General features: G+C 65.9%; 25 protein-coding genes and 1 pseudogene. 10 read left to right on the top strand and 16 right to left on the bottom strand.

Annotation, left to right across the window (positions count from 1 at the left end; all coding sequences use genetic code 11):
* The first annotated feature begins 437 nt into the window (after positions 1-437).
* The 3 genes from ACZ63E_RS23965 (at position 438) to ACZ63E_RS23955 (ending at position 4,043) form a co-directional block, all read left to right on the top strand.
* Entirely contained in the window at positions 438-1,427 is a 990-nt protein-coding gene (locus tag ACZ63E_RS23965; protein WP_465338339.1) for a DUF4365 domain-containing protein, read from the top strand.
* 225 nt (positions 1,428-1,652) lie between these two features.
* Entirely contained in the window at positions 1,653-2,915 is a 1,263-nt protein-coding gene (locus ACZ63E_RS23960) for an AlbA family DNA-binding domain-containing protein (RefSeq protein WP_465338338.1), read from the top strand.
* A 432-nt stretch (positions 2,916-3,347) separates the two neighbouring features.
* On the top strand, positions 3,348-4,043 hold the full coding sequence (locus ACZ63E_RS23955) for a hypothetical protein (protein WP_465338337.1): 696 nt from the start codon (positions 3,348-3,350) through the stop codon (positions 4,041-4,043).
* Positions 4,044-4,049: 6 nt separating this feature from the next.
* Here ACZ63E_RS23955 and ACZ63E_RS23950 read toward each other — a convergent pair whose 3' ends face one another.
* From ACZ63E_RS23950 to ACZ63E_RS23920, 7 genes are all read right to left on the bottom strand, one after another.
* Positions 4,050-4,883 carry an ImmA/IrrE family metallo-endopeptidase gene (locus ACZ63E_RS23950; protein WP_465338336.1) on the bottom strand — a complete coding sequence of 278 codons (834 nt, stop codon included), beginning with the start codon at positions 4,881-4,883 and terminating at the stop codon, positions 4,050-4,052.
* A gap of 161 nt (positions 4,884-5,044) precedes the next feature.
* Positions 5,045-5,635 (bottom strand): hypothetical protein, encoded by a 591-nt coding sequence (locus ACZ63E_RS23945; RefSeq protein WP_465338335.1) that lies wholly within the window; start codon positions 5,633-5,635, stop codon positions 5,045-5,047.
* Between the two features lie 43 nt (positions 5,636-5,678).
* Positions 5,679-6,269: an RNA polymerase sigma factor gene (locus tag ACZ63E_RS23940; protein ID WP_465338334.1), complete on the bottom strand. Its 591-nt coding sequence runs from the start codon at positions 6,267-6,269 to the stop codon at positions 5,679-5,681.
* A 34-nt stretch (positions 6,270-6,303) separates the two neighbouring features.
* A complete protein-coding gene (locus ACZ63E_RS23935) occupies positions 6,304-7,860 on the bottom strand; it encodes a hypothetical protein (protein WP_465338333.1) in 1,557 nt (518 codons plus the stop codon).
* Positions 7,853-8,329 carry a hypothetical protein gene (locus tag ACZ63E_RS23930; protein ID WP_465338332.1) on the bottom strand — a complete coding sequence of 159 codons (477 nt, stop codon included), beginning with the start codon at positions 8,327-8,329 and terminating at the stop codon, positions 7,853-7,855. Before ACZ63E_RS23930 ends, ACZ63E_RS23935 begins: the two co-directional genes overlap by 8 nt.
* Positions 8,326-8,742, bottom strand: a complete 417-nt coding sequence (locus ACZ63E_RS23925; RefSeq protein WP_465338331.1) for a hypothetical protein — start codon at positions 8,740-8,742, stop codon at positions 8,326-8,328. Before ACZ63E_RS23925 ends, ACZ63E_RS23930 begins: the two co-directional genes overlap by 4 nt.
* Positions 8,742-9,068 carry a ubiquitin family protein gene (locus ACZ63E_RS23920; RefSeq protein WP_465338330.1) on the bottom strand — a complete coding sequence of 109 codons (327 nt, stop codon included), beginning with the start codon at positions 9,066-9,068 and terminating at the stop codon, positions 8,742-8,744. The genes ACZ63E_RS23925 and ACZ63E_RS23920 overlap by 1 nt, the downstream gene beginning before the upstream one ends.
* Before the next feature lie 217 nt (positions 9,069-9,285).
* On the opposite strand from ACZ63E_RS23920, the gene ACZ63E_RS23915 reads away from it, so the two are divergent.
* The 3 genes and pseudogenes from ACZ63E_RS23915 (at position 9,286) to ACZ63E_RS23905 (ending at position 10,757) form a co-directional block, all read left to right on the top strand.
* Positions 9,286-9,438, top strand: coding sequence for a hypothetical protein (locus tag ACZ63E_RS23915; RefSeq protein ID WP_465338329.1), 153 nt, complete (start codon positions 9,286-9,288; stop codon positions 9,436-9,438).
* A pseudogene (locus tag ACZ63E_RS23910) lies at positions 9,435-9,572 on the top strand (methyltransferase domain-containing protein); the annotation flags it as partial. The gene ACZ63E_RS23915 and the pseudogene ACZ63E_RS23910, both read left to right, overlap by 4 nt.
* A gap of 147 nt (positions 9,573-9,719) precedes the next feature.
* Entirely contained in the window at positions 9,720-10,757 is a 1,038-nt protein-coding gene (locus ACZ63E_RS23905; protein WP_465338584.1) for a LysR family transcriptional regulator, read from the top strand.
* On the opposite strand, the gene ACZ63E_RS23900 is transcribed toward ACZ63E_RS23905, so the two are convergent.
* The 3 genes from ACZ63E_RS23900 to ACZ63E_RS23890 all read right to left on the bottom strand — a co-directional run bounded on the left by ACZ63E_RS23900 (position 10,733) and on the right by ACZ63E_RS23890 (position 12,671).
* Positions 10,733-11,533, bottom strand: coding sequence for a Scr1 family TA system antitoxin-like transcriptional regulator (locus tag ACZ63E_RS23900; protein ID WP_465338328.1), 801 nt, complete (start codon positions 11,531-11,533; stop codon positions 10,733-10,735). The genes ACZ63E_RS23905 and ACZ63E_RS23900 overlap by 25 nt on opposite strands.
* On the bottom strand, positions 11,530-11,904 hold the full coding sequence (locus tag ACZ63E_RS23895; protein ID WP_465338327.1) for a hypothetical protein: 375 nt from the start codon (positions 11,902-11,904) through the stop codon (positions 11,530-11,532). Before ACZ63E_RS23895 ends, ACZ63E_RS23900 begins: the two co-directional genes overlap by 4 nt.
* A 182-nt stretch (positions 11,905-12,086) precedes the next feature.
* Positions 12,087-12,671 (bottom strand): hypothetical protein, encoded by a 585-nt coding sequence (locus ACZ63E_RS23890; protein ID WP_465338326.1) that lies wholly within the window; start codon positions 12,669-12,671, stop codon positions 12,087-12,089.
* A gap of 195 nt (positions 12,672-12,866) precedes the next feature.
* On the opposite strand from ACZ63E_RS23890, the gene ACZ63E_RS23885 reads away from it, so the two are divergent.
* Positions 12,867-14,126, top strand: a complete 1,260-nt coding sequence (locus tag ACZ63E_RS23885) for a helix-turn-helix transcriptional regulator (RefSeq protein ID WP_465338325.1) — start codon at positions 12,867-12,869, stop codon at positions 14,124-14,126.
* Here the strand turns inward: ACZ63E_RS23885 and ACZ63E_RS23880 are convergent, their stop codons facing one another.
* The gene (locus tag ACZ63E_RS23880) at positions 14,127-14,774 is read right to left on the bottom strand and encodes an HAD family hydrolase (protein WP_465338324.1); all 648 of its coding nucleotides are present in this window, start codon (positions 14,772-14,774) and stop codon (positions 14,127-14,129) included.
* A 176-nt stretch (positions 14,775-14,950) separates the two neighbouring features.
* The gene (locus ACZ63E_RS23875) at positions 14,951-15,277 is read right to left on the bottom strand and encodes a hypothetical protein (protein WP_465338323.1); all 327 of its coding nucleotides are present in this window, start codon (positions 15,275-15,277) and stop codon (positions 14,951-14,953) included.
* Between the two features lie 641 nt (positions 15,278-15,918).
* On the opposite strand from ACZ63E_RS23875, the gene ACZ63E_RS23870 reads away from it, so the two are divergent.
* The 3 genes from ACZ63E_RS23870 to ACZ63E_RS23860 all read left to right on the top strand — a co-directional run bounded on the left by ACZ63E_RS23870 (position 15,919) and on the right by ACZ63E_RS23860 (position 18,112).
* Positions 15,919-16,119 carry a DUF397 domain-containing protein gene (locus ACZ63E_RS23870; protein WP_465338322.1) on the top strand — a complete coding sequence of 67 codons (201 nt, stop codon included), beginning with the start codon at positions 15,919-15,921 and terminating at the stop codon, positions 16,117-16,119.
* A gap of 147 nt (positions 16,120-16,266) precedes the next feature.
* A complete protein-coding gene (locus ACZ63E_RS23865; protein WP_465338321.1) occupies positions 16,267-17,115 on the top strand; it encodes a helix-turn-helix domain-containing protein in 849 nt (282 codons plus the stop codon).
* Between the two features lie 112 nt (positions 17,116-17,227).
* Positions 17,228-18,112, top strand: coding sequence for an SAM-dependent methyltransferase (locus ACZ63E_RS23860; RefSeq protein ID WP_465338583.1), 885 nt, complete (start codon positions 17,228-17,230; stop codon positions 18,110-18,112).
* Positions 18,113-18,158: 46 nt separating this feature from the next.
* On the opposite strand, the gene ACZ63E_RS23855 is transcribed toward ACZ63E_RS23860, so the two are convergent.
* Genes ACZ63E_RS23855 through ACZ63E_RS23840 form a run of 4 tightly spaced genes read right to left on the bottom strand, consistent with a single transcriptional unit; the run spans position 18,159 to position 21,469 of the window.
* Entirely contained in the window at positions 18,159-19,340 is a 1,182-nt protein-coding gene (locus ACZ63E_RS23855) for an amidohydrolase family protein (RefSeq protein WP_465338320.1), read from the bottom strand.
* A 13-nt stretch (positions 19,341-19,353) separates the two neighbouring features.
* Positions 19,354-19,800 carry a PNPOx family protein gene (locus ACZ63E_RS23850; RefSeq protein ID WP_465338319.1) on the bottom strand — a complete coding sequence of 149 codons (447 nt, stop codon included), beginning with the start codon at positions 19,798-19,800 and terminating at the stop codon, positions 19,354-19,356.
* Positions 19,797-20,921 carry an MAB_1171c family putative transporter gene (locus ACZ63E_RS23845; RefSeq protein ID WP_465338318.1) on the bottom strand — a complete coding sequence of 375 codons (1,125 nt, stop codon included), beginning with the start codon at positions 20,919-20,921 and terminating at the stop codon, positions 19,797-19,799. The genes ACZ63E_RS23850 and ACZ63E_RS23845 overlap by 4 nt, the downstream gene beginning before the upstream one ends.
* Complete coding sequence (locus ACZ63E_RS23840; RefSeq protein ID WP_465338317.1) at positions 20,918-21,469, bottom strand: hypothetical protein; 552 nt, start codon at positions 21,467-21,469, stop codon at positions 20,918-20,920. Before ACZ63E_RS23840 ends, ACZ63E_RS23845 begins: the two co-directional genes overlap by 4 nt.
* Between the last annotated feature and the right edge of the window lie 61 nt (positions 21,470-21,530).

Raw genomic sequence — 21,530 nt, 5'->3', positions numbered from 1 at the left:
GACCCCCTCACTGCCAGTGAGGTGCGCAAGGCCTCCTGACCTGCGGTTTTGGTGAATCCGCAGGTCGACTGGGGCAGTCTGGGGCAGTTGGGTGCACTTCAGAGTGGTTGAGTGCGGTTCTGGAAGGGGCTTTGCCCCAGCTGTGCCCCAGTGAAATTAGCGAGAAGACTGCCCGCGTTCGTCTCGAACAGCTGTGCGGTTATCGCACTCCCCGGGTTTGGAGCCAGCCGAGTAGCGTCGAATTCGTGCGGCGCCGTGTAGCCGAAGCCCCACGGTGACGAGCTACGTCAGTCGCGCGGCTTGTCCCCGCGATAAGCTGCCGAACGTGGCCTGCCCATTCCCGGACGGAACCGGCCACCGGCCTTCGCTCGCATGTGGACCGGGCTTCGCCCCGGTATAGGCGCGTTACGGTCTTGATACTGCGAACGGAGATCGCGATGCGCCACTCCGACACAGCCACGACTGCACAAGTGGGTGTCGACCGGGTTTCCCTCGCCGTTCGTGAAGAACTCGGCTGGCTGGTCCGCGGACAGCCGATCGACGACTACGGCATCGACGCGCAGGTGGAGATCGTCGAGGCCGGTGAAGTCGTCCCCCGGCTACTGGCGCTACAGATCAAGTCGGGCGCGAGCTTCTTCTCGGAGCCGAGCCCGGACGGCGGCTGGTGGTTCCGGCCGAAGGCCGAGCACGTCCGCTGCTGGACAAACCACGTCCTTCCCGTCGTGGTCGTACTGGTCAACCCGGAAACGAAGCGCTGTCACTGGCAGGCCATCACGCCCGATAACCTCGAACGCAGTTCGCGAGGTGGTTGGAAGGTGCGCATCCCCGAAGACCAGGTCATCGACGAGTCTGCCCGGGTTCCGTGGCGGAAGTTGGCCGAAGGTGACCCGTCGGTAGCCCGCATGCGCGAACTACGCCTGGCGGCTCCCTGGATGCGGTTGCTCGAGTCCGGATGTCAGCTCGTTGTCGACATCGCCGAGTGGGCGAACAAGTCGTCGGGCCGGGGCTCGATCACGCTGGGCACCATCGACCACGACGGCGACGAACCCGTTCCGCTGGCCCGGTGGGACATCCTCATCGGCAGCGCGGGATATGACGAGGAGGTGCCGAGGTTGTTCGCGTGGGCCGATGTCGCGATTCACGATCGTACATACGACGATGCGGCTTACGACCAGTACGAAGCCGAATGCGTGCGCTACGGCGATGACGGCAGGTACTACGGCGAGACATTCGAAGAGTGGCAGGAGTCCCGGACAGCCAGGGCGGGCCTCCACCTCTACCGCGAGGACGGTGAGATCGCATACCGGCGCCTTGAGCTGACGCTGAACGAACTCGGGCGCGCGTTCCTGCTCATCGACCGATTTGCGACTGACGGAGATCCACAGCTCACGGTGCAAAACGTCGTGAATACGACCGACAACCGCTGACGACGAGTGGAGTCTGGTCGAAGGCGTCGGTCAGCTACCAGTCCTGCAAAGTCGCGTCGCGCACGGTCCGGCGCCACGAAGATGTAGAGCTGGCGACACTGCTATGGCTCCGCGAGCCGATTCGTCGAGGGGGCGTCGATCTGATGCTCCCGCTTCCTTTCCTGAGCGTAGGTAAGGTTCGGGACCGGAACGGCGCCGAAGTGGCGCTTAGGGGAGACTGTCTGGATGTATCCCGCGCGTTCGTTCTACGTGGGCCCCGGGCGCCCGCCGGTGCAGATCGACACCTGGCAGCAACTGTGCGCCGCGGTCGATGCCGGCGTGCTGGCCGAAAACCAGTGGGTGGAGCACAAAAAGGACATCCCGGCGGGAACGAAGGCTGCCGGAGAGCTGGCCAAGGACCTCGCGTCGTTAAGCGTCGAGGGCGGCGTGTTCATCGTGGGCGCCATCGACAAGATCAGCGACGCATCCGGCCTGGTCGGTGTCGTGGATCCGGACGGTTTGCGTGAGCGGATTGGCCAGGTCGCCTCGAACCGGATCAAACCTGCGCTCAACGTCGTGATCGACATCCTGCGCACCGAGAACGAGCGAGATGGCGCGCCGCGACTGCCGTGCCTGCTCGTCACGGTGCACGCGTCGGCAAGCGCCCCACACATGGTCGACGACAGGTATTGGGGTCGCTCCGCAACAGGCAAGCGCCCCCTAGGAGACAGCGAAGTGCGCCGGTTGATCGCCGAGCGTGCAGCCCGCGCCGAAGAACTGTCGCAGCAGCTGCTCGCTATGAGCGAGAACTTCGACCCGATACCCGCGGCTGAGCGACGCTTTGGCCACATCTACTTCTACGCCCGGCCGGCGATGCCCCCGGTGACTCGTGTGACCGAGGTGCTCGCGCCAGCCCACCCCGCGCAATGGGTGCGCGAACACCTGCCCGGTCGTGCTACTTACTCGAGAACACTGCAGGAACTGCTCGACCGGCGGGTGCCGCATGCCGACGGGCTGATGGTGACGTCCGTCGTGAGGTCGGAAAAGTCCGAAGACGCCGAGGCCTACGCCATGCAGCTCCTGCTGGAGGACGACGGTGGTCTCCGCGTCACCAGTTGTCAAGGCACCCGCGACTGGCCGGAGACGACGCAGGCGTGCATCTCTCCGCACTACCACCTCGAACTTGCCCACCAGGTCCTCAGCATGGCAGCGGCTGTGCTGAAGAACCACGTCGGCTACGTCGGATCCTGGGACGTCGGTGTGCACGTCACTGGGCTTGAGGGCTGCCCGTCGACCGTGGCCATGCAGGCTGACTTCCGATTCTCCGGCGCCGCGTTCCAGACACCCACCTACACGAGCGTGACCGAAGCCAGCACCGAGGAGATGCTCGAGCGAACATCCGCCGTCGTCGAACGACTCTACAGCCGCTTCACCCGCGGACTCGGCCTCGACAACTTCTTCTTCCCCTACACCGAGTTCGGAGACATCGGGCGCAAGTCGGCCCGTTAACCGGAGGGTTCTTGGTTCGAGTCCAAGCGGGGGAGCAAAGCCCAGGTCACAGACCTGGGCTTTTTTGCTACCCACGGGTAGGGGCGATTTAGTGTCTATTTTGACGGTCGTCCAAGGACTGGGTTGGCCATCGATACTGGTCCCTGACCGCGGGTAGAGGTGCCGCGGAACGTGACCGCCGACCGTGGCAGCTAGCTGAGATGAGTGCAGGATCCATGACGCACCCGACTGAGTGCGTGGCGGTTCCCGGCGGCCGGCACTCGCTGAGCCTGGTTGCGATTGCGAAGGGCTCAAGTCCGGTGGACGGAGCGTGCCGGTTCGAATCTCGTCGGGGGCACCACGCAAACCATCATGTCCCGAACAGCCCGATCTGACAGGCACCCTGGTCATCGAGGCCACGTTCGACCTCTCGTCGAAGCGCGGGAGGCGGTGATGGGCTCCTCGGCCAGCGTGAGCAGGTTCGTCACCACGATGATGAGCATCGTCATCGGGCTCACCTTCCTCTTCGGCTTCGGGAACGTCTTGGCCTTGGCGCTGCGGATCGGTGTGTCGGCCTACGTCGCGCCGCTGGTGGCTCCGGCGCTGGACCTGACCGTGCTCGGCCTGCTCGTGGGCACCCGGCACTTGGCGATGAACGGTGCTCCGGAAGCGGTGCTTCGGCCGGCCCGCCGCCTTCTGCTAGCGGCCAGCAGCGCGACGCTTGCTCTGAACGTCGCCGACCCGATCTGCGCAGGCCAGTGGGGTAAGGCGAGCTTCGACGCGGTTGGACCTCTGCTGCTTATAGAGTGGGCCGAGGTCGGTCCCGCCTTGCTTCGAAGCCTGCACGCCGTGGACGGTGCGCCGGACTTCCGAGCCGATCAAGGCAGTGCGGCGTCCGGCGTGTTAGTGGAGGCGGACCACGCGACTGCGGGCGGCCATGAGAATTTGACCGAGACGGCTATGGCGGACGCTCCAGCCAACCTCGAACGTGCGAGAAGCCTCAACCGCGAGCATTGGAATCTCCACAGCCGCCCTATTTCGGCGGAGACGCTTCGACGCGAACTTGGCATCGAAGCCGCGGCTTCGCGGAAGCTGTGTGCGACCGTGCGATCGGAAATGCAGACGGCCATGGATGTGGAGTGCCGATAAGTCTCGTTACCGGCAGTTGCTGCAGACGTCGTTCTCAAGATCGTTTTTTGGAGACTGTGCAAAGCATTCCTTGCAGGTCCCGGTCAAGGACTGTCGTCGCTGGCAGTCGCATTGCTTGCATCTTGGGCAGAATGGCTTACCGCAGTCGGGGCAGGGAAACCCTGTTGTGGCGCCGGCGAAGCCGCATCGGCAGGTAAAATTGGTCCTCGGGCGGTCGGTTCGCTGGTGTTCCGGGCTGGTCAGGTGGAGCTTGTCGACGTTCCAGAGGTCGAGTTCGGCGAGAACAGCGTACGTGCGCTTCGCAGATGCTGCGGCGTTCAGGTAGAAGGTGTTCCGAGTACCCCATGGGGTGGACCAGAATGACTTGCGGACCAGTTGCTGACCGGGTCGCAGACGGGCCAAAGGGTGGTCGCTGGGGACACCTTGGCCGGAAGTGGGGTAGACCGCCGGGCGGTCGACCAGCCGGGCGTGAACGACCTTTTGGGTGGCGCGGTCCGTGATGACGACTGCGCCTGTGCAGGTGAGACGGCGGGCCAAGGCGATGGCGCATACGATTTGGCTGGCCTCAGTCTTCTTGAATAGATCGAGCAGGTGCTGCCCGGTGATCGGCCCTTTGCCGACGATCGTGTTCAGGACTTCGTCTGGCACGAGGAGCATGGCGGCGATTTCGTCGCAGAGTTTCTCGAGTTCGACGGCTGGTTCGTCCTGGTCGGCGACCCAGTTCAGAGCTTCCTCGTCCTGAAGCACCAATATGTGCCCGTACTCGTGCAGGAGGGTGAAGTTCTCGCGACGAGAGTCTGTGGGCGAGTAGAGCACGGTGTTGTGCTCGCTGAACGACATCCCGTCGCATATCCCGTGTGCGCCACGGCGAGAAGTCAACTGTGCAACTGCGCGAACGGTGAGACCGGCCCCGGTCATTGCTTCGAAAGGCGCTCGGCGAAGTGCGTCTCGAAGCGGTGGGGCGAGGGTCCGCACCAGCCTGGTGGCCTGGCCTCTCCTCGTCATGATCTGTCCAAGAACCCGGGAATCGACCGAAACTGTCGGAGGACGCCCAGCAAGGCCTCGACCGAGCCGCCGGTGCGGTTCCGGTGGGCGGCGCCGGCCAACGTGGTCGTAGCGCGTTGGCGGAGCACCGCCGGCTGGACGCCGGCCTCGGCTGCCCAGTCCGAGAGGAAGGCCTGAATCCTCTGGTCGTCGAAGAGGTCGTCCACGCCACTGGTCGGCCGCGCCGTGGTCAGGAGCACATCGTCTCCGACAGATAGCTCTTCGGCGATCGCTGTGATGAGCGCTGGGGCCAGGGCGGGATTGCCGAGTTCCCACTTGAACGCTTCCTGCATGGTCACCTCCCAGCCGCGTGCATTGATGCGGGTGACGAGCTGACGGAGGTCCAGCCGTGACCTTTTGCGCGCGGCTGCGAGTTTGCGGCCGTCGACGAGTACGCCCGGGTCGGGCACGAGGCCGAGCATCAGGGCGACGGGGTCGTCGTGCCTGACGGGCTCGCGAGTCGGAGGCCCGGTTCGGTCCTGCTCTTCCGCGGCGAGTTCGGCGGCGACGTTTACAGCGTCGAGCCAGGGAGCCACTTCGTCGTGCATGTCCGGAGCTTGGCCGTCGTCGGTGCGTTGCCTGGAACCGTCATCAGGGTTGCCGGTCACGCGGACGATTCACCTCCTCCTTGAGCCGCTTGAGTGCTTCCTTATGCAGCTGGCTTACTCGTTGGCCGGTCAGGTTCAGCTCTTCGCCGATGTCTTTGTTGGTCCGGCGGTGGGCCTGCTTGGCGATGACGATCGCACGGGACCGTTCGTCGAGTGCATTCAGCGCCACCTTGGCTCGGTCTGCGAGCTCCCCCTGTTCGAGGTGCTCCTCTTGTTCGAGGACGGCGTCGCCGGTCGGATCGTGCGGTACGTCGCGGTGAATTCGCGGATCACCGTCGTCGATCTCCTCGTGCTGCCGCGCCTTTGCCAGGTCCTTGCAGGCGTTGTCGACTGCGCCGCGCAAGTAGGCTTCCCAGTTGGACGGCCGGGGCATCTGGCCCTCTTTGCGGTAGTTCACCAGCCGCTCGAAGACCATGCTGAGTGCCGTGCTGGCCTCGCTCCGCAGCCTAAGGGGAAGCTTTCCCTCCGCGTACCTCGTCAGGCTCCCGTGGTAGCGCGCGTAGAGCGCACCGGGGTCGGCCGCTGGGCCGTCGGTCGACCCCGGCGCCTCACCCGCTTCCTGACCAGCGCTCACAGCAGCAGTATGCGCCGAATGGCCGTAAGGGGGGTCATGACGCACCGTGCGCGACCTCGACCGGTACCTGAGTGCCGTACAGCTGCTGGTACCACCGGAGCCGTGTTCCCGAGCGGCACAAGCACCGGCCCGTGCGGTCAGCTGGCATTCGGCGGACCAGCCCGGGCGGCAGTCCACTGAGGTCGACATCCACTCGGCCGGTCAGCACCGGTAGACCGTGAATCTGTTTCACGATCTCCGCCGCCGCCAGCACCCCGGCGAACCAGGACACCTGCGGCGCGGCCACGGCGACCACTTCCTCACCCCCGGCAGCGGCGCCCATGCGGACCTCGGCCTCGGCATACGCCTGACGGACCAGGTCGTTGATCGACCGGCCGACGAGCGCGTCTCGCCGATGTGCGGGCAGCTTCCTCGCCGCGATGGCCTGGTCGATGTCCGCGGCGGTCAGCTGGGCCCCGTCCTGGAGCAGCGCGAGCACCCGCTGGACGGACAGGCCGGTGGTCTCGGCGTAGACGCCTGCTTGGGTGGCTGGAGGCTGGGCGCTGACGAAGTCGCAGAACGGACACGCGAACCCGTCGCCGAACCCTTCCCGCTGGGCGTGCAGGGAGAGGCCGGACACGCCGAGGGACAACGTCGATCGGGCCAGGACGTCGGTTACCTCTAACCGGCCCGTGAGAGTGTCGACCGACGACAACACCAGCCCGTCGAAGCCCGGGTTGTCCCGGCTGACGACCCAGTCGGCGACGCTCGTGGAGAACGGACGCGCGCCCAGCCCGAGCGCCGTGAGCTTCGAGGCCATGTAGTCGGCCTTCGGCCCGGTCTCGGTCCCGAGGAGCGCCGGATAGCGGAAAGGGTTTCGTGTCGTGTCGAAGAGGTCGGAGTCGATGACCGGGATCTCCTCGAGCGCTTCCGTACTCAACATCCCGGTGAGCTGCGGCGCGAACGCCGTCGCGAGCAGGGCGAGGCTGCTCGTGCCCACCGAGCCGACTCCCGCGACGGCCAGCTTGAGGCGATCGCGGACCGGCAGGAGCGCCGGTGTCACGGGCGCCGCGGTCAGCCCGTAGTCGATCAAGTTCGTCACGTACGGCGCGTCCAACGCAACGCCCGAGAACCCGAGGGGGCCGAGCACGCGGATCAGGAGCTGGCTCACCGCCAGGCACGCCGCTGCGTGCACGCCGAGCGCGTGGGTCGTCACGGCCCCCACGGGCTGCGGAGCCAGGCCGAGACGGACCGTGTAGTCGTCGCCGCCCACACCGAGGTCGCCGGCCTCCACCTGGATCCCGAAGGTGACCACGATGTTCCGCTGCGGTGCCTGCGCGGGATGAGGACGTACGTAGTCCAACGCGGTCAGCAGGGCGGCGCTGTCGCGGGCGCCCCACCAGTTGGGTGGCAAGGCGACCGGGTGCGCGAAGGCGACGTCGCCGAACAGGCGTGCCGCCATGCCGGTGAACGCCGCCAGCGCGGTGGCCGCCCCGTCAGTCACGTCCGTCCCGGCGCGGATCACCACCCGCACGTCGTCCAGAGCACCCAGGAGCTCAGCCGCGGCCGATTCGTCGGCGGTGCCGAGGAGCCTCAGGCGCAGGTCAGTCATCAGACGTCACCTCCGGGTCCACGCGGAGGTGACGTTCCCGTTCGCCGCCCGGGGGCAAGGACCGCCACTGATCGCCTTCGCGGCGCAGAACGGCACACGCGTCGAGGCCGAGGCGCAACCCGAGCCCGAAGAACGGAGCGACGATGGAAAGTGCGCCTTCGTGAGTCAGGACGGGGTTCGCGTCGTCGGCAGGTGAGTGGAATGCCTCGGCCGGGTGGGAGTGGATCCGGGCGACGTAGAGCTCTCCGGGTTCGAGGGCCAAGGCCAGCTCGATCTGCCCGGCCCGGGTGACCTCCACGGAGACGCCGCCGCCGGCGCCTCGCCACGGCCGCTGCTGCGGAACGACGAGCGCTGCGCCGTCCGGGCCGCTTTTGATCATGGCGGTGCCTTCGTGACCGCGGGCTCCGCGATCTTCGAAGAACATCCGCGCGTCGGCCAGCAGTTGCGATGGCAGGACCAGGGGGCTCATAGCCCCACCTTGGTCAGGAGGCGGTCCAGGAGGCTGTCCGCTCGGAGTGCGTATCGCACCGCGTCCCACCTTTCTCCGTAGTGGCTCTCGTGGGCGTAGTAAGCCCGGGTTCCGCTGACGCAGGCCCAGGGCACGCCGAGGCTGCTGTGGATGCCGTGGGCGAACCCGGGGATCCACTGGTCGAGCGGAAGCACGTCGCCCGCGTCGTCGACGAGGGCGACGTCGAACGGCTCCGCGTCGTACCGGGAGCCGTCCAACCGCAATGTCCACGTGCCGCCGGCGGGCGGCCGCAGCGTCATCAGCAGGCTGGAACCCTCGCGGCGGAGGTCTCCGGCGCGAGGGCCCAGCCGTGCCCGTGCCTGCTCGACCTCGATGTCGAGCAGGTCGGCCAGCACCCGGGGGTGCAGGGCCATCAGCCGTCGACCTGCGGCTTGCGGTTGATCAGCACGAGCACGTCGTCCTCGCGCACGCCCGAGTGCTGGAGGGTCGACGTGGGGTCGAGCTCGCCTTCGCCGCCGCGGGGCAGCGTCAGGGCGTACTCGCCGTCGACGAGCTCGCCCCTGTTGACGAAGTACTTCACCGCCTTGCGGGTGAGGTCGGCGACCTTGTCGTCCGGCTTGACCGTCTCTCGCACCTGGTGGCCCGCCAGTGTCCGGACGGTCACGTGGAACGGGTGGTTGCCGCCGTCGTGGCCGGTCTGCTCGCCGTTCTGTCCTTGGGGGACATTGGTGTTCGGCATCGTTCTCCTCCTCGGTTTCGGTGCCGTGTGTCGAGTAGACGATCGACCTCGCCAGAATGAAAATGACCAGGTCAAGGACGCTTTCTAGTGCGGCTGGAATGCACGCTGCTGGCGGGCTGGCCCGCGCACCTGCTCATCGACAGCCGGGACTTTTCAGCCTCGACAGGTTCCGCTCCGGGGTCCGGTCGTTCGCCGAGGCCATTGACGAGGAGGCCCGATGAACCCCGACCGTGACGCCGTCCGCGACCGCTACGCCACCGCCGCCCGGCGGGCCCTGCCGGGGAGGGAACCGGTCTGCTGGCCGGCGAAGGGGATGCCGACCGGCTCGGCGCCGTCCACTACGTCGGCGCCGAGCTTGCGGTCGAGGTGACCGCGACCAGCCTCGGCTGCGGCAACCCCCTGGTCGTGGCCGACCTGAAGCCTGGTGAGACCGTGCTCGACCTCGGCTCCGGCGGCGGGCTGGACGTCCTGCTCTCCGGCCGCCGCGTCGGACCCAGCGGGCGGGCCATCGGCCTGGACATGACCGACGAAATGCTCACCCTCGCCCGCCGGCAGGCCTCGCGGGGTCACGCCGCGGATCGACGTGACGCTGGCGGTGCGCGAGGACGCGATCGGCGAACTATCCGATCGGAAAACAGAGAAGAGGTACTGGTGACGGACTCGGAGGTCGCCGAGCTGCTCGGCTTCCCGGCGGAGCTGCTGGACACCAGCCTTGACCAGCTGCGGACGCTGGCTCTGGTCCATGCCACCGGCAGCGCCCAACGCGCGGCCCGGGTCCTGCAGCGGTCGCAGTCCAGCGTGCAGAAGCAGCTCGACACGCTCAACGACGCCGCGCTCCGGCTGATGGGCGAGGCGCTGGTCGCGAAGCAGGGCCGCGGGAAGGACTTCCTGTTCACCAGCTCCGGTGATGAGGTCGTCGCGCTGGCCGCGTCCACACTGCGCGCCTGGACCGGACGTGTCCACGGCGCCCGCCGGCGGGTCGGGTCCACCATCACGGTGGGCACCACCGAGTTCACCGTCGAGTTCCTCGGCGAGGTCTGGCCGCAGTTGCGCGAGACCTTCGAACGCCGGGGCATTCAGCTCAAGATCGAGCACGTCCGGACCCGCGACCTGCGGGCCAAGCTGGACGCCGAGCAGGTCGACCTCGTGTGCGGCTCGTTCGCCGCCGAGCGTGACCGCGGCCCGGACGTGCCGCACGACTTCCTCGAGTGGCATCGGGAACGCGTCGCGCTGCTGACCAACCTGAGCCTCCGCGAGCTTCCCGACCGGCCGGTCGCGCGCGACACGCTGTCCGGATTGCCATTGCTCGCACCGACCGCGGGCCTGCTGGCCGACTTCCTCATCCGCTGGTACGGCCCGGAATACCGGGGCAAGCTCCACGTGGTCGCCGACATCGACGCCCTCAACTACGGCCTCAACCTGCTCAGCAGCAAGCTGATGTTCGGCTGCCTGCTCACGACCGAGCGGGTCGCCGACGCGGCCGTCGAAGGCCGGCTGCCCGGCGCGAACCTCCGCAAGGTCCAGCTCGGGACGGGCTACGAACCGGCGCTCGAAATCGTCACCGGGATCTTCGCCCGTTCCGGCGAGCGACAGCGGTACGCCGCCGATCATCCGCTCAACTTGCTCTGGGAGGCCTTCGCGGCTGCTGCTCCGGCTGGCCGCGGTCAACACGACGCCACTGGCGCGTAAGCGACAGCCTCTTGCCGGAGGGCGCTGAACGTCGATCGGTAGCGCTTGACCGTGGCCGGTTCGGAAAGGTAGATCGTCGCGTGTTCGTGCTTCAAGACGACAGTGGATGCCTTCTCCGCGGTCTCGTAGATCACGAAGGGCCAGATCGTCGAAGTGACGTGTGCTTCGGCCGGGACGACCCGGGTGTCGATCCGCGGCTGGATGGCGGGGCTGGTGATCGCCTCGAGCTGCGCCCGTAGCACGTCGGGTGGGACGCATTCCAGATTCGTCGCGGCCGCGCCCAGTACGAGAAAGTGCCGGTGTCGTGGATCTCGATCGAGCTTCCGCACCTGCCGGGTCAGAACTTCTTCGTCGACGTCGTCAGGCTTGGCCACATGTGGCTTCAGAACCGCGTGTGTGTAATCGAACGTCTGCAAGGATTCCGGGATGAGCATCGGCGCCCATTCGAATGTGCGGAGGGTGTAGCGGTCGTAGGCACGCTGAAGGCTGGTCGCATCGGGCTCGGGATTTTCGATGTGGAACACGCGGTTGGACTCCGCATGAAGTCGAACCAGGAGCTGGCATTCGGCCGGTGGCACGTCAAGGACACCGAGAATCCGCCCCAGTTGCACTGCGGGGATGGGGCGATATCCCTTCTCCCAGTGCGAAAGACTGCTGGGGCCGACGTCGATCTTCCGAGCCAGCTGACGCAGGCTCAGGCCACGGTCGATTCGCTGCTGTCGTAGCGCGCGGGCGAGCACGTAGAGGCCAGGGCAGTTCAAGGGCGCGTCGGTCATGCCGGGTGCCGTTCTGTGAGAAGAAGATGATGCGGCGTCGGCACGATGCCCGCGTCGACATCGGCAGCGTGCGATCGCAGGAAGTCCGACAGCTCTTCAAGCTCGTCGGTCAGCTGGCGCTCGTCGTGCGCCGTCGCGGTTCCGTCTTCGAACTTGTACACAAGAAGGCTGATTCGTGCCTGAGTCGCATGCAGCAGGTCGACAAGGCAGTAGGTGTCGCGAGACATCGAGGCTCCGGTCGGTCGTGGTGGTGATTCCGAAGAGGACAGATGACGAAGCCCGATGAGCAAACGGCAAAGAAGGACGTAGTCGTCGCACTCGGCGCGACGCAGATCCACTTCGGAAGGCCATTGCGCTTCGGTCGGTGCCATGGTGATTCACCCCGGACGTACCGCTTGTGTCCTGACATCTGGTCGTCTTCGTTGGGTGGCGGGGGGGGGGGGGGGGGGGGGGGAAACCCCCCCCCCCCCCCCCTCCCCCCCCCCCCCCCCCCCCCCCCCCCACCCACCCCCCCCCCCCCCCCCCCCCCCCCCCCCCCCACCGCCGGTCTGAGTTACCCGTGCTCGCTGACGTAGCTGACGGCCAGCTCGAGGGCGGCGTCGTGATCGGATGGAGGCAAGGGAACGCTGCTGACTTCGAGGTTCTCGGCGACGATGCGCACCCACCGGTCTGCGAGACGCCGGAATTCCTCGTTGTCGCTGTCCCCCTCACTCACGTCAGCGGGAAGCGTTGTCCGGAAGAGCAGGTTGTAGTTCGAACTGTGTTTCTGTACCAGGCTTTCAAGCTGCTCGATGCCTGCCGGGTCGGGCTCTTCACCACGGTGCTCCAGTGCGGCGCGGTAGTACGCCAGCGCGTCGGGCACCGCGCCGTTGACCAAGATGACATCAGCGTGCACCCAGGCTTCCAGCTCATCGCTGATGCCCCGCGTGACGAACCACATCGTGGACGCCCACGAGTGGTTGTGCAGGATCGGTATGCCGAGCCGCTGCGCCCGCTCCACCAGCGCGGCGATCGTGGCGACCTGGAACCCGTTTCGCCGGAGCTCCAGAGCCAGCCGGGATACGAACGTGCTCTTGCCCGTCAAATGCGGGCCCATGATCCCGATGGTGAGGGGCCGCTCGGCGTCTCCCGGCATCATCGATCCCGTCCTTCCACGTTCCTCAAATCAGGTAGTGCTTCGCCGGATACCGGCATGGCGGTTGTGGTCACCGGTTCCCCTTCTGCATCGTGACGTCGGAACGATCACCATGGGACCCTGACCAGCTATGATTCGGTAAGGGGGTAAACGCCGAACCCGCCGATTTACCCCCTGCCGAACGAACCGGAGACAGATGTGACCGAGGGACAGCGCGACGCGCGGCCCGCCGCCGACGAGCTCGCGACGGAGATCCGCCGGTTTCGCGTCGGCGCAGGTCTGAGCCAGTCGGCACTGGCCCGGACTATCGGCTATACGCGCAACTACGTGTCGATGGCGGAGCGGTTAGGTCAGAACCTTCCTTCACGCGAACTCATCGAAGCGCTGGAGCGCGGCCTCAACGTGGGTGGCGAGTTGCGGAGGCGTTGGCAGGCGGCGAAACAAGAGCAGGCGGTTTTGCGACGCGAGCACGTGCCACCACGGGCCGTCCAGTTGCGCGACGACGTGGTTCGGGCAGGAATGCCGTCGCTGCGTCGGGCATTGCTTGCGTGCGACGTGCCGGACGACGGTCCTGTTCGGCCACGGCACGATTTGCGAATGGCTGTCGCCCAGGCAACGGAACAACGAGTCCAAGCCCGTTATGCCCAGCTGATCATGGAGCTGCCCGCGCTACTGCTGGAGCTGGGGCGAGCGCGACACCTCGCTGCAGACGAGCGGGAGCGGGACGATGCCACGGAGCTGTTGGTCCTCGCGTATCGAGCCGCAGACGGCTTGGCGTTCAAGTACGGCTACGGGGATCTGTCGGCTCAGATCATCACCGCGATGCGCTTGGCGACGGCGGGAATGGACCGGCCGTTCCTCGATGCCGCCGTCGCCTACGTGCGCACCGAGATGTTCTTCGCCACCAAGGATCTCGATGCAGCAGGCCGGTCACTGGTTCAGGCCATCGACCGCGTACCAGCTTCGAAGTCCACAGTAGTTGAGGCTGTCGCACGCGGGTCGCTGGCGATGCGGGCCGCGGTGGTTGCCGCACGTGCGGGAAAATCGGACGAGGCCGACGATCACCTGAAGGAGGCATACCGGGCCGCCGAGCACACGCCTGAAGGTGTCTATCTGGGCACTGCTTTCGGACCGGCGTCCGTCCGCATCCACGAAGTCGCTGTCGCGCAGGAGCTGGGCGACAGCCCGACGGCCGTCCAGCGCGGCACCGGGTGGCACCCGCCGCGCGAACTCCCGGCTGAGCGCCGGTCCCACTTCTACATCGACTTGGCCCCGGCGCAGCTCGACGTCGGCCGGCCCGAGGACGCGTTCGCGTCCCTCCAGCTGGCCAAGCGGGTGGCCCCGCTGCACACCCGGGAGCACCCTCGGGTCAAGACCGCGCTCAGGACGTTGCTTCGTGGCCAGCGGACGGTCAGCGACGAGCTGGCCACCTTCGCAGCCTGGGCTGACGTGACCTGATCAAGTCCTCGCGACCAGCCGAGGCAGCTCGGCGAGGGAGTCGATCACCCAGTCGGCGCTCGCGAGCACGGCGGGGTCGTTCGCCCACAGATGCCCCCATGGCCCGCGGCGGATCAGTGCCGTCCACAACCCGGCGCCGTGCCCGGCGACCACATCGTTGTCGCGATGGTCGCCGACGTAGAGAAGCTCGTCGGGAGCAACTCCCGCCAGCTCGACGACGTGTCGGAAGAACACTGGATCCGGCTTGGCAACGCCCCACTCGGCGGAGGTCGCGATGGCGTCGACCGGGAGGTCAAGCTCGCGGAGCAGGTTCCCCGCCTTGGCGGTTTGGTTACCGGCGAGTCCAACCCACACCCCGCTCGCTTTGAGCTCGGCCAGAGCTGATCGGACGTCGGGGTAGAGGTCGGACTCGTCGATCTGCTCGCCGGCGCCGGTTTCTTCTCGACGCTGACGTTCGGCGGCCACGTCGAAGTTCGGCCGGAAGTACCGGAACGTTTCGGCGTTGTCCCGCCCGGCCGCGGTCACCGCGCCGAGCACGGTCGAGAACGTGTGCCGGCCGACCCCGATCCAGTCGGCCCAGGCGTTCCACTCGCGCGTGTCGTCGAGCACGGTCTCTCCGACGTCGAGGACGACCGCCCTCACCGGCATGGCGCTTCCTTCCGTCAGGATCTACCTCGCCCGAGTCTGCCACTCCGGCGGTGTCGGCGTGACCGGTCCTGGCCATCCGAAGCTGGTGCGGGTGGATGGGACCTTCTGGGACGGCGCACATGGCCGGGAAGGTCCGGCGACTCGGCCTTCAACTGAAGCGAGTCGCCGGACTCCGATTATCGCGTGGATCCCGCCGGTGGCACCTCACCATTTCGGAACGCCTTGAGGCGATCACGACGCTCCCGCCGTGCAGCCAGGCCGAGTGCAATCAATCCCAGTTGCCCTCCGATCCCGACCATGGCTGCTATCACCGCCGTGCCGGTGAGCAGCACGGTAGTCAGCAGCAGGAGCCGCAGGGTGATAGGCCAATTCTGGAGCAGTCGCTCCAGACAGGTCAGCCATGTTGGAACCGCCAGTTCATGGCGGCCGCGGCGCAGGTCGGTGAGTGGTTCGATGGACGGGGATGTCAGCTTGACAGGTAGCTCGTGGAACGTAAGTGTCACCCGACGCGGTGACCTGCCCGGCATGTCCGCTGGATTATTCGGCGGGCTGCCATCTATAGTTGACAACGCTGTGCTCCTTGTTGGTTCGAGGTGTAACAGTTGAGCCGGCTCCCTGCTGCGACAGGGAGCCGCGCGCTCTCTCGGAATGCCTGCTGGTTTGCAGAGCACTGCGCAACGCGAAAAGTCCGGCTCGGTCATAAGTTTGCACCGAAGCGCCATCGACAAGTGCTTTCGATCGCGGCCTGCGCCGAACGGCGGCGCAATCACGGCAAGCGGTCGAGCATGACAGGTCCGGCGCACGGTCGTCTGAGTGCACCGATTACTCGGCAACGGACTGCGACATTAGTTGCATAAGTTCACTCTTATGGATGAGCTGCGGTGCGGGAGCCGACGAGCGGTAATCCTTCATGAGAAGGAAAGAGGGTGCATGGCGCCGTGTGTGCCCCAAATGGCCTAGTTGTGCTTTGGGTTGGTGACACCCTTCTTGTTGTCCACTTGTCAATTTCTGGACAGAAGTTGTGCTTCCTCTGCGGGCGACCTGCCCGTATTCGCTCGTTAGGGGTCGCCTTCCGCTTGCGGTGGGAATAATCGGCGCGGATGATTAATCGGTACGTATCTGTTCGAAAGGGGTTGATTCGATCATGATCGGTACGATGGAGTCGGGGTCCTCGGCTGGCGATGGCTGGATTCGCTCGAAGTGGAGCACGCCCAACAACAACTGCGTGGAGACCAGGCTTGCCTGGGACGGCGCTTGTGTTCGTGACTCGAAGGATGTGGGGGGAGGAATCCTGGCGTTCGGTTCGCGCGAGTGGCTGGAGTTCCTGTCGCGTGCCATGCGGTAAACTCTGGGCATGCGCTCTGGAGGGTGCGTGCCCCATGTGGAGGGTGTGGCTAACACTGTCGGATGATAGATTCGCGAAATCTAGTCGTTAGGGACGCGGGCGCTCGGGGGCGCAAGAAGTCCTTCGAGTGACGAGGTGGTAAGTCAAGTGGCACATGACGCCACTAAGTGCCGGTTGCAGCTCGGAGTTGAGCTCTGCAAAGCGCGTGACAACGCAGGTCTGACGCAGCAGCGGGCCGCCGCGGTGCTGGGGTGTACGCAGTCGAAGATCAACAAAATCGAAAAAACCACGGTTGTGGTGAGCTTGCGAGACCTGAATGGGCTCCTGCGCGTTTACGCGCCAAACGAGGCTCATGCACAGAAGATCAAGTTGCTTGCGCACCAGTCCACCGCGGGCCCGTCGGCCGGCGCTCCCGCAAATCAAGAGTATCTGAAGCTTCTTGAGTTCGAGCGTGAAGCTGTGGAGATGCTGGCCTTCTACTCCGAACGCGTGCCGAACCTGATGCAATCCGAGAGGTACACCCTCAAGCAGTACGAGCGGGCGGGTCAGCTCTATGACGTGTCTTCGATCACGGAGGGTAGGCGTGAGCGGGAGGAGCTTTTCTCGAGCGATCGAGCTCCACTCTACCGGGTGATTTTTAGTGTTTCTTCGTTCTATCGTCTACCAGGAGGCCGAGAGGCTTCATTGGCAAGGGATCAGATTCAGCATGTGATCGATATGTCGACTAAGTATCGTGAGAACTTGTTCGTGCAGGTGATGCCCTGGGAGGCGGACGCTCCGTATGTTCCTCACGACCTCACCGTTTTGCGCTTCGCGGATCCGCGAAAAGATCTAGTATATCATGAATATGGGGTTGGCGAGGGGCGAATCTACACTGGTCGCAAGCAGGTGGAAGCGCATGTTAGGTACTGGAAAGATGCCTCCGAGCAGGCGTTGAGCGTCGACGAAACCCAGGTTTTCCTCCAGGATCTCATCGATGAGACGCGAACTTGGTGACGCTGTGTTCGGTAACGAAACTCCAACAAGCTGCTGATGTGACTGCCTGTATCGCCTCGTGTTCGCTAACATCGACGATTATTCCGACGAGGCGATAGCGGGAGGTTGGTCGGTGCCCGAGAGGAAAACGGATCCGGTTCCGCCCACGGGTGTCGATCTGGAGCACCCCAGTGTTGCTCGGGTGTATGACTACTACTTGGGTGGCAATGCAAATTGGACTATAGATCGCGAGTTCGGAGACCGAGTCCTGGAGAAATTTCCTTTGCTCAGGCAGGTGGCCCTGGCTAATCGACAGTTGCTCAATAGATTGGTGCGCTACCTGGTCAGGAAAGGGGTTCGGCAATTTCTCGATATCGGCGCCGGAGTGCCAACGGTCGGTAACACTCATCAGGTGGCCGACGGAGTCAAGAGGGAAATAGACGGAAATGCCGACGTTCGAGTTGTTTATGTCGATAATGACCCTGTAGCGGTCGCGCACGCGAGCATGCTGCTCAATCGAGAGGGCGATTCTGCTCGTCATGCGATCATTGAATCCGATCTTCGCCAGCCGAGCGAGCTCTGGCGGCAGGCGTTGGAAACGCAGCTAATTGACCCGCGCGAACCGGTTGCGCTGCTGCTCATCGCGGTACTTCACGTGCATCAACCCGATGACGCTGGAAATGACATCGGCCCGCAGTCTGTTGCTCAATTTCGCGAATTTCTACCATCGGGATCTTATCTCGCAATCTCGCACATTACCGATGATGGAGTTCCTGTAGAGCTGAATGCAAAGCTGGCGGAGCTTAAGCGGATGTACGACACGTCTAGCAGCAGTGATGCTATTTGGCGTAGCCGTCCGGACATTGCTCGGTTCCTTGGTGACTTTCAACTGATTGAGCCAGGTTGGTGTTGGACGCCAGAGTGGCACCCAGAGGAAGTTGGCCCGGAGGCGCAGCCTGTGGAGTTCGCATCACCGAATGAATCAGTGATATGGGCCGGTCTCGGGCAGAAAGTTTGATCCGTCAGGCCCTGAAGCGTTGGCGGCAGTTGTTGTGACTTGGGTTTCAGGTTCGCTGGCTCAGGTCGACGTCGCGACCATTGATCGTGGCAAGTTTCAGCTCGCCAAGGGCGAAGAGGTTGCGTAGCGGGTTTCCATCCACGATTAGCAGGTCCGCGGAGAGGCCCGGCGTCAGCTGCCCGGTCTTGTCGCCGATGCTCAGCGCTTCAGCGCTCGTCGTCGTGGCCATCTCGATGATGTCCGCACGGTCGAAACCGAGGTGCTCGTAGAGCTGGAGGGCGCCGGCGTAGTCGTCGAAGCCCGAGTTCCCCGCGCCGGCATCGGTGCCGGGGATCATCCGGATGCCGTGGTCGGCCATCCACTCGAACCGGCTGACGACCTGGTCGGCGCGGGCGGACCCGAGGCGGTTCATGAAGCCACGCCAGTCCGAGGGCCAGGCGACGCACGCGAAGATCCCGCGCTCGGCGATCTTCGCGGCCACGTCGTCGCGCAGGTCGTAGCCGCCTCCGCCTTCGCGTAGCCAGGTGCAGTGCTCGATGGTGGTGACCCCGGCGTCGACGGCTGCCGCGATCGCGTCCGTGCCGTGGGCGTGTGCCGCGACGGGAAGGCCGGCCTTCGAAGCTTCGTCGACGATGGCGGTCAGCTCGGCGGTGGTGAACTGGCTTTCCCACATCGATGGGGAGTTCGGCGTGATCTGGCCACCGGACGCCATGACCTTGATAACGTCCGCGCCGAGCTTGACGTTCTGCCGTACCCGCGCGCGGAGCTCGGCCTCGCCGTCAGCGGCGCCGCCGAGGAACCAGCAGTGCCCCTCGGGGATGGTGATCGGCGGCCCGGACGCGACGATCCGCGGTCCTCGCGCGCCCCGGTCTCGGAACTGGATGGCGAGTCCGTCGCGGTCACCGAGGTCGCGGACGGTGGTCACGCCCGAGCGCAGGAGCCGGTCCGCTCGGTCGGCCAGCTCGGTGAAGGTCGCGTTGGTAGCGGCCTGCGCCGGGTCACCGCAGGCGTCGAACACGAGGTGGACGTGGCAGTTGATCAAACCGGGAAGGATGGTCCCGCCAGGGAAGTCCCGGCGTTCGGCGGACGACGAGGCCACCGCTTCGACGTCCGCGCGCGGCCCGACGGCCAGGATCGTTCCGTCTTGGAAGAGCACGGCGCCATCGACGATCCGATGGCCGGCCGGACCGGGAAGTACCTGGTCGGCGGTGAAGAGCTGCTGGAGCACAGGTGGGGACCTTTCAGGCGGGAACGCACAGCTGGAACACGGCGATCTGCCCCATGAAGGGCAGCACCTGCTCCGGGGGCGCGTCGCCGGGGAAAGGCCATTCATCGGAGACGCGGGGAAGGCGGTCGAGATAGCGGGCGACCGCCGCGGCGCCGCCGGCGTCTTCGACGAGGAGGGCTTCGCGGGACTCGAGCTCGTCGGGCTCGATGGTGCACCGGCCGGCCGCCAGGAGGTTGCGGACCCAGTCGCGGCGGCGGTCCGGTGAGCAGGCGTATTGGACGCCGTCGAGCTGCATGACGGCGATCGGAACCGCGCGCGGCTCGCCTGTCGTGCGGCCGGCGACGGTCAGCATCCGCAGCGCGTAGTAGCCCTCGCGGTGTGGTTGGGGATCTTGTGAGCGGATGCGATTGAGCATCTGCAGGTTCCGGTCGCGAATCTCGGCCTTCGAAACCGTGGTCACGAGGCTCCTTCCCGGGCGAGAGCCCGTGAGAGGTGGACGAGCTGCCGGACATCGGAGTTGATGTCCGTGTCTTCGGGAGCCGCGACGAGTACACCCGTCCGGCTGGTCGGTGTGTGGCCGCTGGCTTGAAGCTCGAGCGCGTGGCGAAATGGGCCCAGCTGCTGCGCCGCCGGCCGGCCGGAGTCGAAACCGGCGTCGACGAGCTGCGGGCTGAGCTGCAGGAGGCCGTCCCGGATCTCGATCACGCGGCGCCAGTACCGATGACCGACCCGACGGGGGAGCAGGGTGTCCAGCCAGGCGCGGGTAGGGGCGTGGTCGAGGGCGTCGGCGGGGAACACCGCATGCAGCGCCCGCCACAACGGCCACAGCTCGGCGTAAGCGCGACGCCGTCGCAGCCACGTCCTCAACGCGGCGAACCGGGCTGCGATGCCGACCGAGAACACCCCGACGAGAAACACGAACGTGCAGATCGGGACCAGGCGGGTCGTCACCTGCATGATCGGCGCGCCGTAGCCCGGGTTGCCGGCCCAGCGGATGATCGTCACGAGCGTCCGAGCGCCGGTCGTGACTGCGGTGGCGACGAGCGCGACGGTGAGGACGCGCAGGCCGAAGCGGGCGCGACGGCTCGACTCGTCGGCGTACCGGAGAGCCCACCGTGCCGCCTGCACGGCGGCGTACAGCATGTAACCGCCGCCGATGATGTAAAAGGGCGCGACGCCGGGATGGCTCATGTCGTTCGGCAGAACCCCGGTCAGCGGGTACGCGCTGTCTCGAGCCGCCGATGGAAGGACGAGAACCGCGGCGGCCATTGCCGAGCAGACGCCGACGAGGATCGCGGTCTCGATGCGCACCCGCCGCCACGATCCGCCGGCCGAGATCAGGAAGAAGAGCAGGAGCGCGTAGCGCGAAGTGTTCAGCGCGATGTTCGTCAACAGCTTCACCGTGCTGGACGACGGCAGCTCGCCGAACACCGTCCTGGTGAACGCGACGAACGTGGAAGCGCCGAGCAGCTGGCAAGCGATGCACACCACGACGGCCCAGAGCGCCGGGTCTCGCGGTGAGCGAGCCAGCCGATAGAGGAACCAGGCCAGCACGAGCAGCAGGAAGTTCGTGAGATTCATAGAACATCGACCGGATCGCCGAGGGACGTTTGCGCGCGGCGGGCGCGAGGTGACCGGCTGGGCAGAGTGATCTCCTGCGCTTTGGTCGTCGCCTCCAGGAGCACGGTCGCGAGCGCTTCAGCTTCCTGCTCGTACTCGTTCGCGTACGAGGTGCGCCGCCGCAAGGCGCTCCGGATGACGCTGGGCGGAATGTCGGGCAGGAGCTGGCGCCACATCTCGTCGTCACCCTCGTCCGACGGATGATCGGCCAGGAGGTGGCCGAGCTCGTGGGCGATGATGTGCTCCTGGTGGAACCGCGTCGTTCCTGTGCTTTGGTACAGGATGACATCGGCGGCCGTTGTCTTGATCCACAGACCGAACGGGCCCGGAACCTCCATTGGCACGGCCAGCAGCCGGATCGGCTTGCCGCGGCGTTCGCCGAACCGCGCGCAGATCTCGGCCATCGGCGTCGGACCTTCGACGCCTGCCGTGCGCAGCTCGGATCGCAACCGGCGGCGCAGGCCGGCGATTCGCCGATCACGGCGCACGCGCTGAAGCAGGCTGCTCACGACGGTCCTCCCAGCCCGTTGTCGATCACCTCTGACGATCGTCGCAGATCAAACGCGGTGT

The sequence above is a fragment of the Amycolatopsis sp. NPDC104819 genome (genome assembly GCF_055583145.1).
Note: the sequence above shows the minus strand (reverse complement) of the source record. Positions and strands in the feature narration are given on the sequence as shown.

Coding starts and splice junctions, on each gene's coding strand:
- ACZ63E_RS23965 (WP_465338339.1), top strand. CDS start 438: ATGCGCCACTCCGACACAGCCACGACTGCACAAGTGGGTGTCGACCGG.
- ACZ63E_RS23960 (WP_465338338.1), top strand. CDS start 1,653: ATGTATCCCGCGCGTTCGTTCTACGTGGGCCCCGGGCGCCCGCCGGTG.
- ACZ63E_RS23955 (WP_465338337.1), top strand. CDS start 3,348: ATGGGCTCCTCGGCCAGCGTGAGCAGGTTCGTCACCACGATGATGAGC.
- ACZ63E_RS23950 (WP_465338336.1), bottom strand. CDS start 4,883: ATGTCGTTCAGCGAGCACAACACCGTGCTCTACTCGCCCACAGACTCT.
- ACZ63E_RS23945 (WP_465338335.1), bottom strand. CDS start 5,635: ATGCACGACGAAGTGGCTCCCTGGCTCGACGCTGTAAACGTCGCCGCC.
- ACZ63E_RS23935 (WP_465338333.1), bottom strand. CDS start 7,860: ATGACTGACCTGCGCCTGAGGCTCCTCGGCACCGCCGACGAATCGGCC.
- ACZ63E_RS23930 (WP_465338332.1), bottom strand. CDS start 8,329: ATGAGCCCCCTGGTCCTGCCATCGCAACTGCTGGCCGACGCGCGGATG.
- ACZ63E_RS23925 (WP_465338331.1), bottom strand. CDS start 8,742: ATGGCCCTGCACCCCCGGGTGCTGGCCGACCTGCTCGACATCGAGGTC.
- ACZ63E_RS23920 (WP_465338330.1), bottom strand. CDS start 9,068: ATGCCGAACACCAATGTCCCCCAAGGACAGAACGGCGAGCAGACCGGC.
- ACZ63E_RS23915 (WP_465338329.1), top strand. CDS start 9,286: ATGAACCCCGACCGTGACGCCGTCCGCGACCGCTACGCCACCGCCGCC.
- ACZ63E_RS23900 (WP_465338328.1), bottom strand. CDS start 11,533: ATGACCGACGCGCCCTTGAACTGCCCTGGCCTCTACGTGCTCGCCCGC.
- ACZ63E_RS23895 (WP_465338327.1), bottom strand. CDS start 11,904: ATGGCACCGACCGAAGCGCAATGGCCTTCCGAAGTGGATCTGCGTCGC.
- ACZ63E_RS23890 (WP_465338326.1), bottom strand. CDS start 12,671: ATGATGCCGGGAGACGCCGAGCGGCCCCTCACCATCGGGATCATGGGC.
- ACZ63E_RS23880 (WP_465338324.1), bottom strand. CDS start 14,774: ATGCCGGTGAGGGCGGTCGTCCTCGACGTCGGAGAGACCGTGCTCGAC.
- ACZ63E_RS23870 (WP_465338322.1), top strand. CDS start 15,919: ATGATCGGTACGATGGAGTCGGGGTCCTCGGCTGGCGATGGCTGGATT.
- ACZ63E_RS23845 (WP_465338318.1), bottom strand. CDS start 20,921: ATGAATCTCACGAACTTCCTGCTGCTCGTGCTGGCCTGGTTCCTCTAT.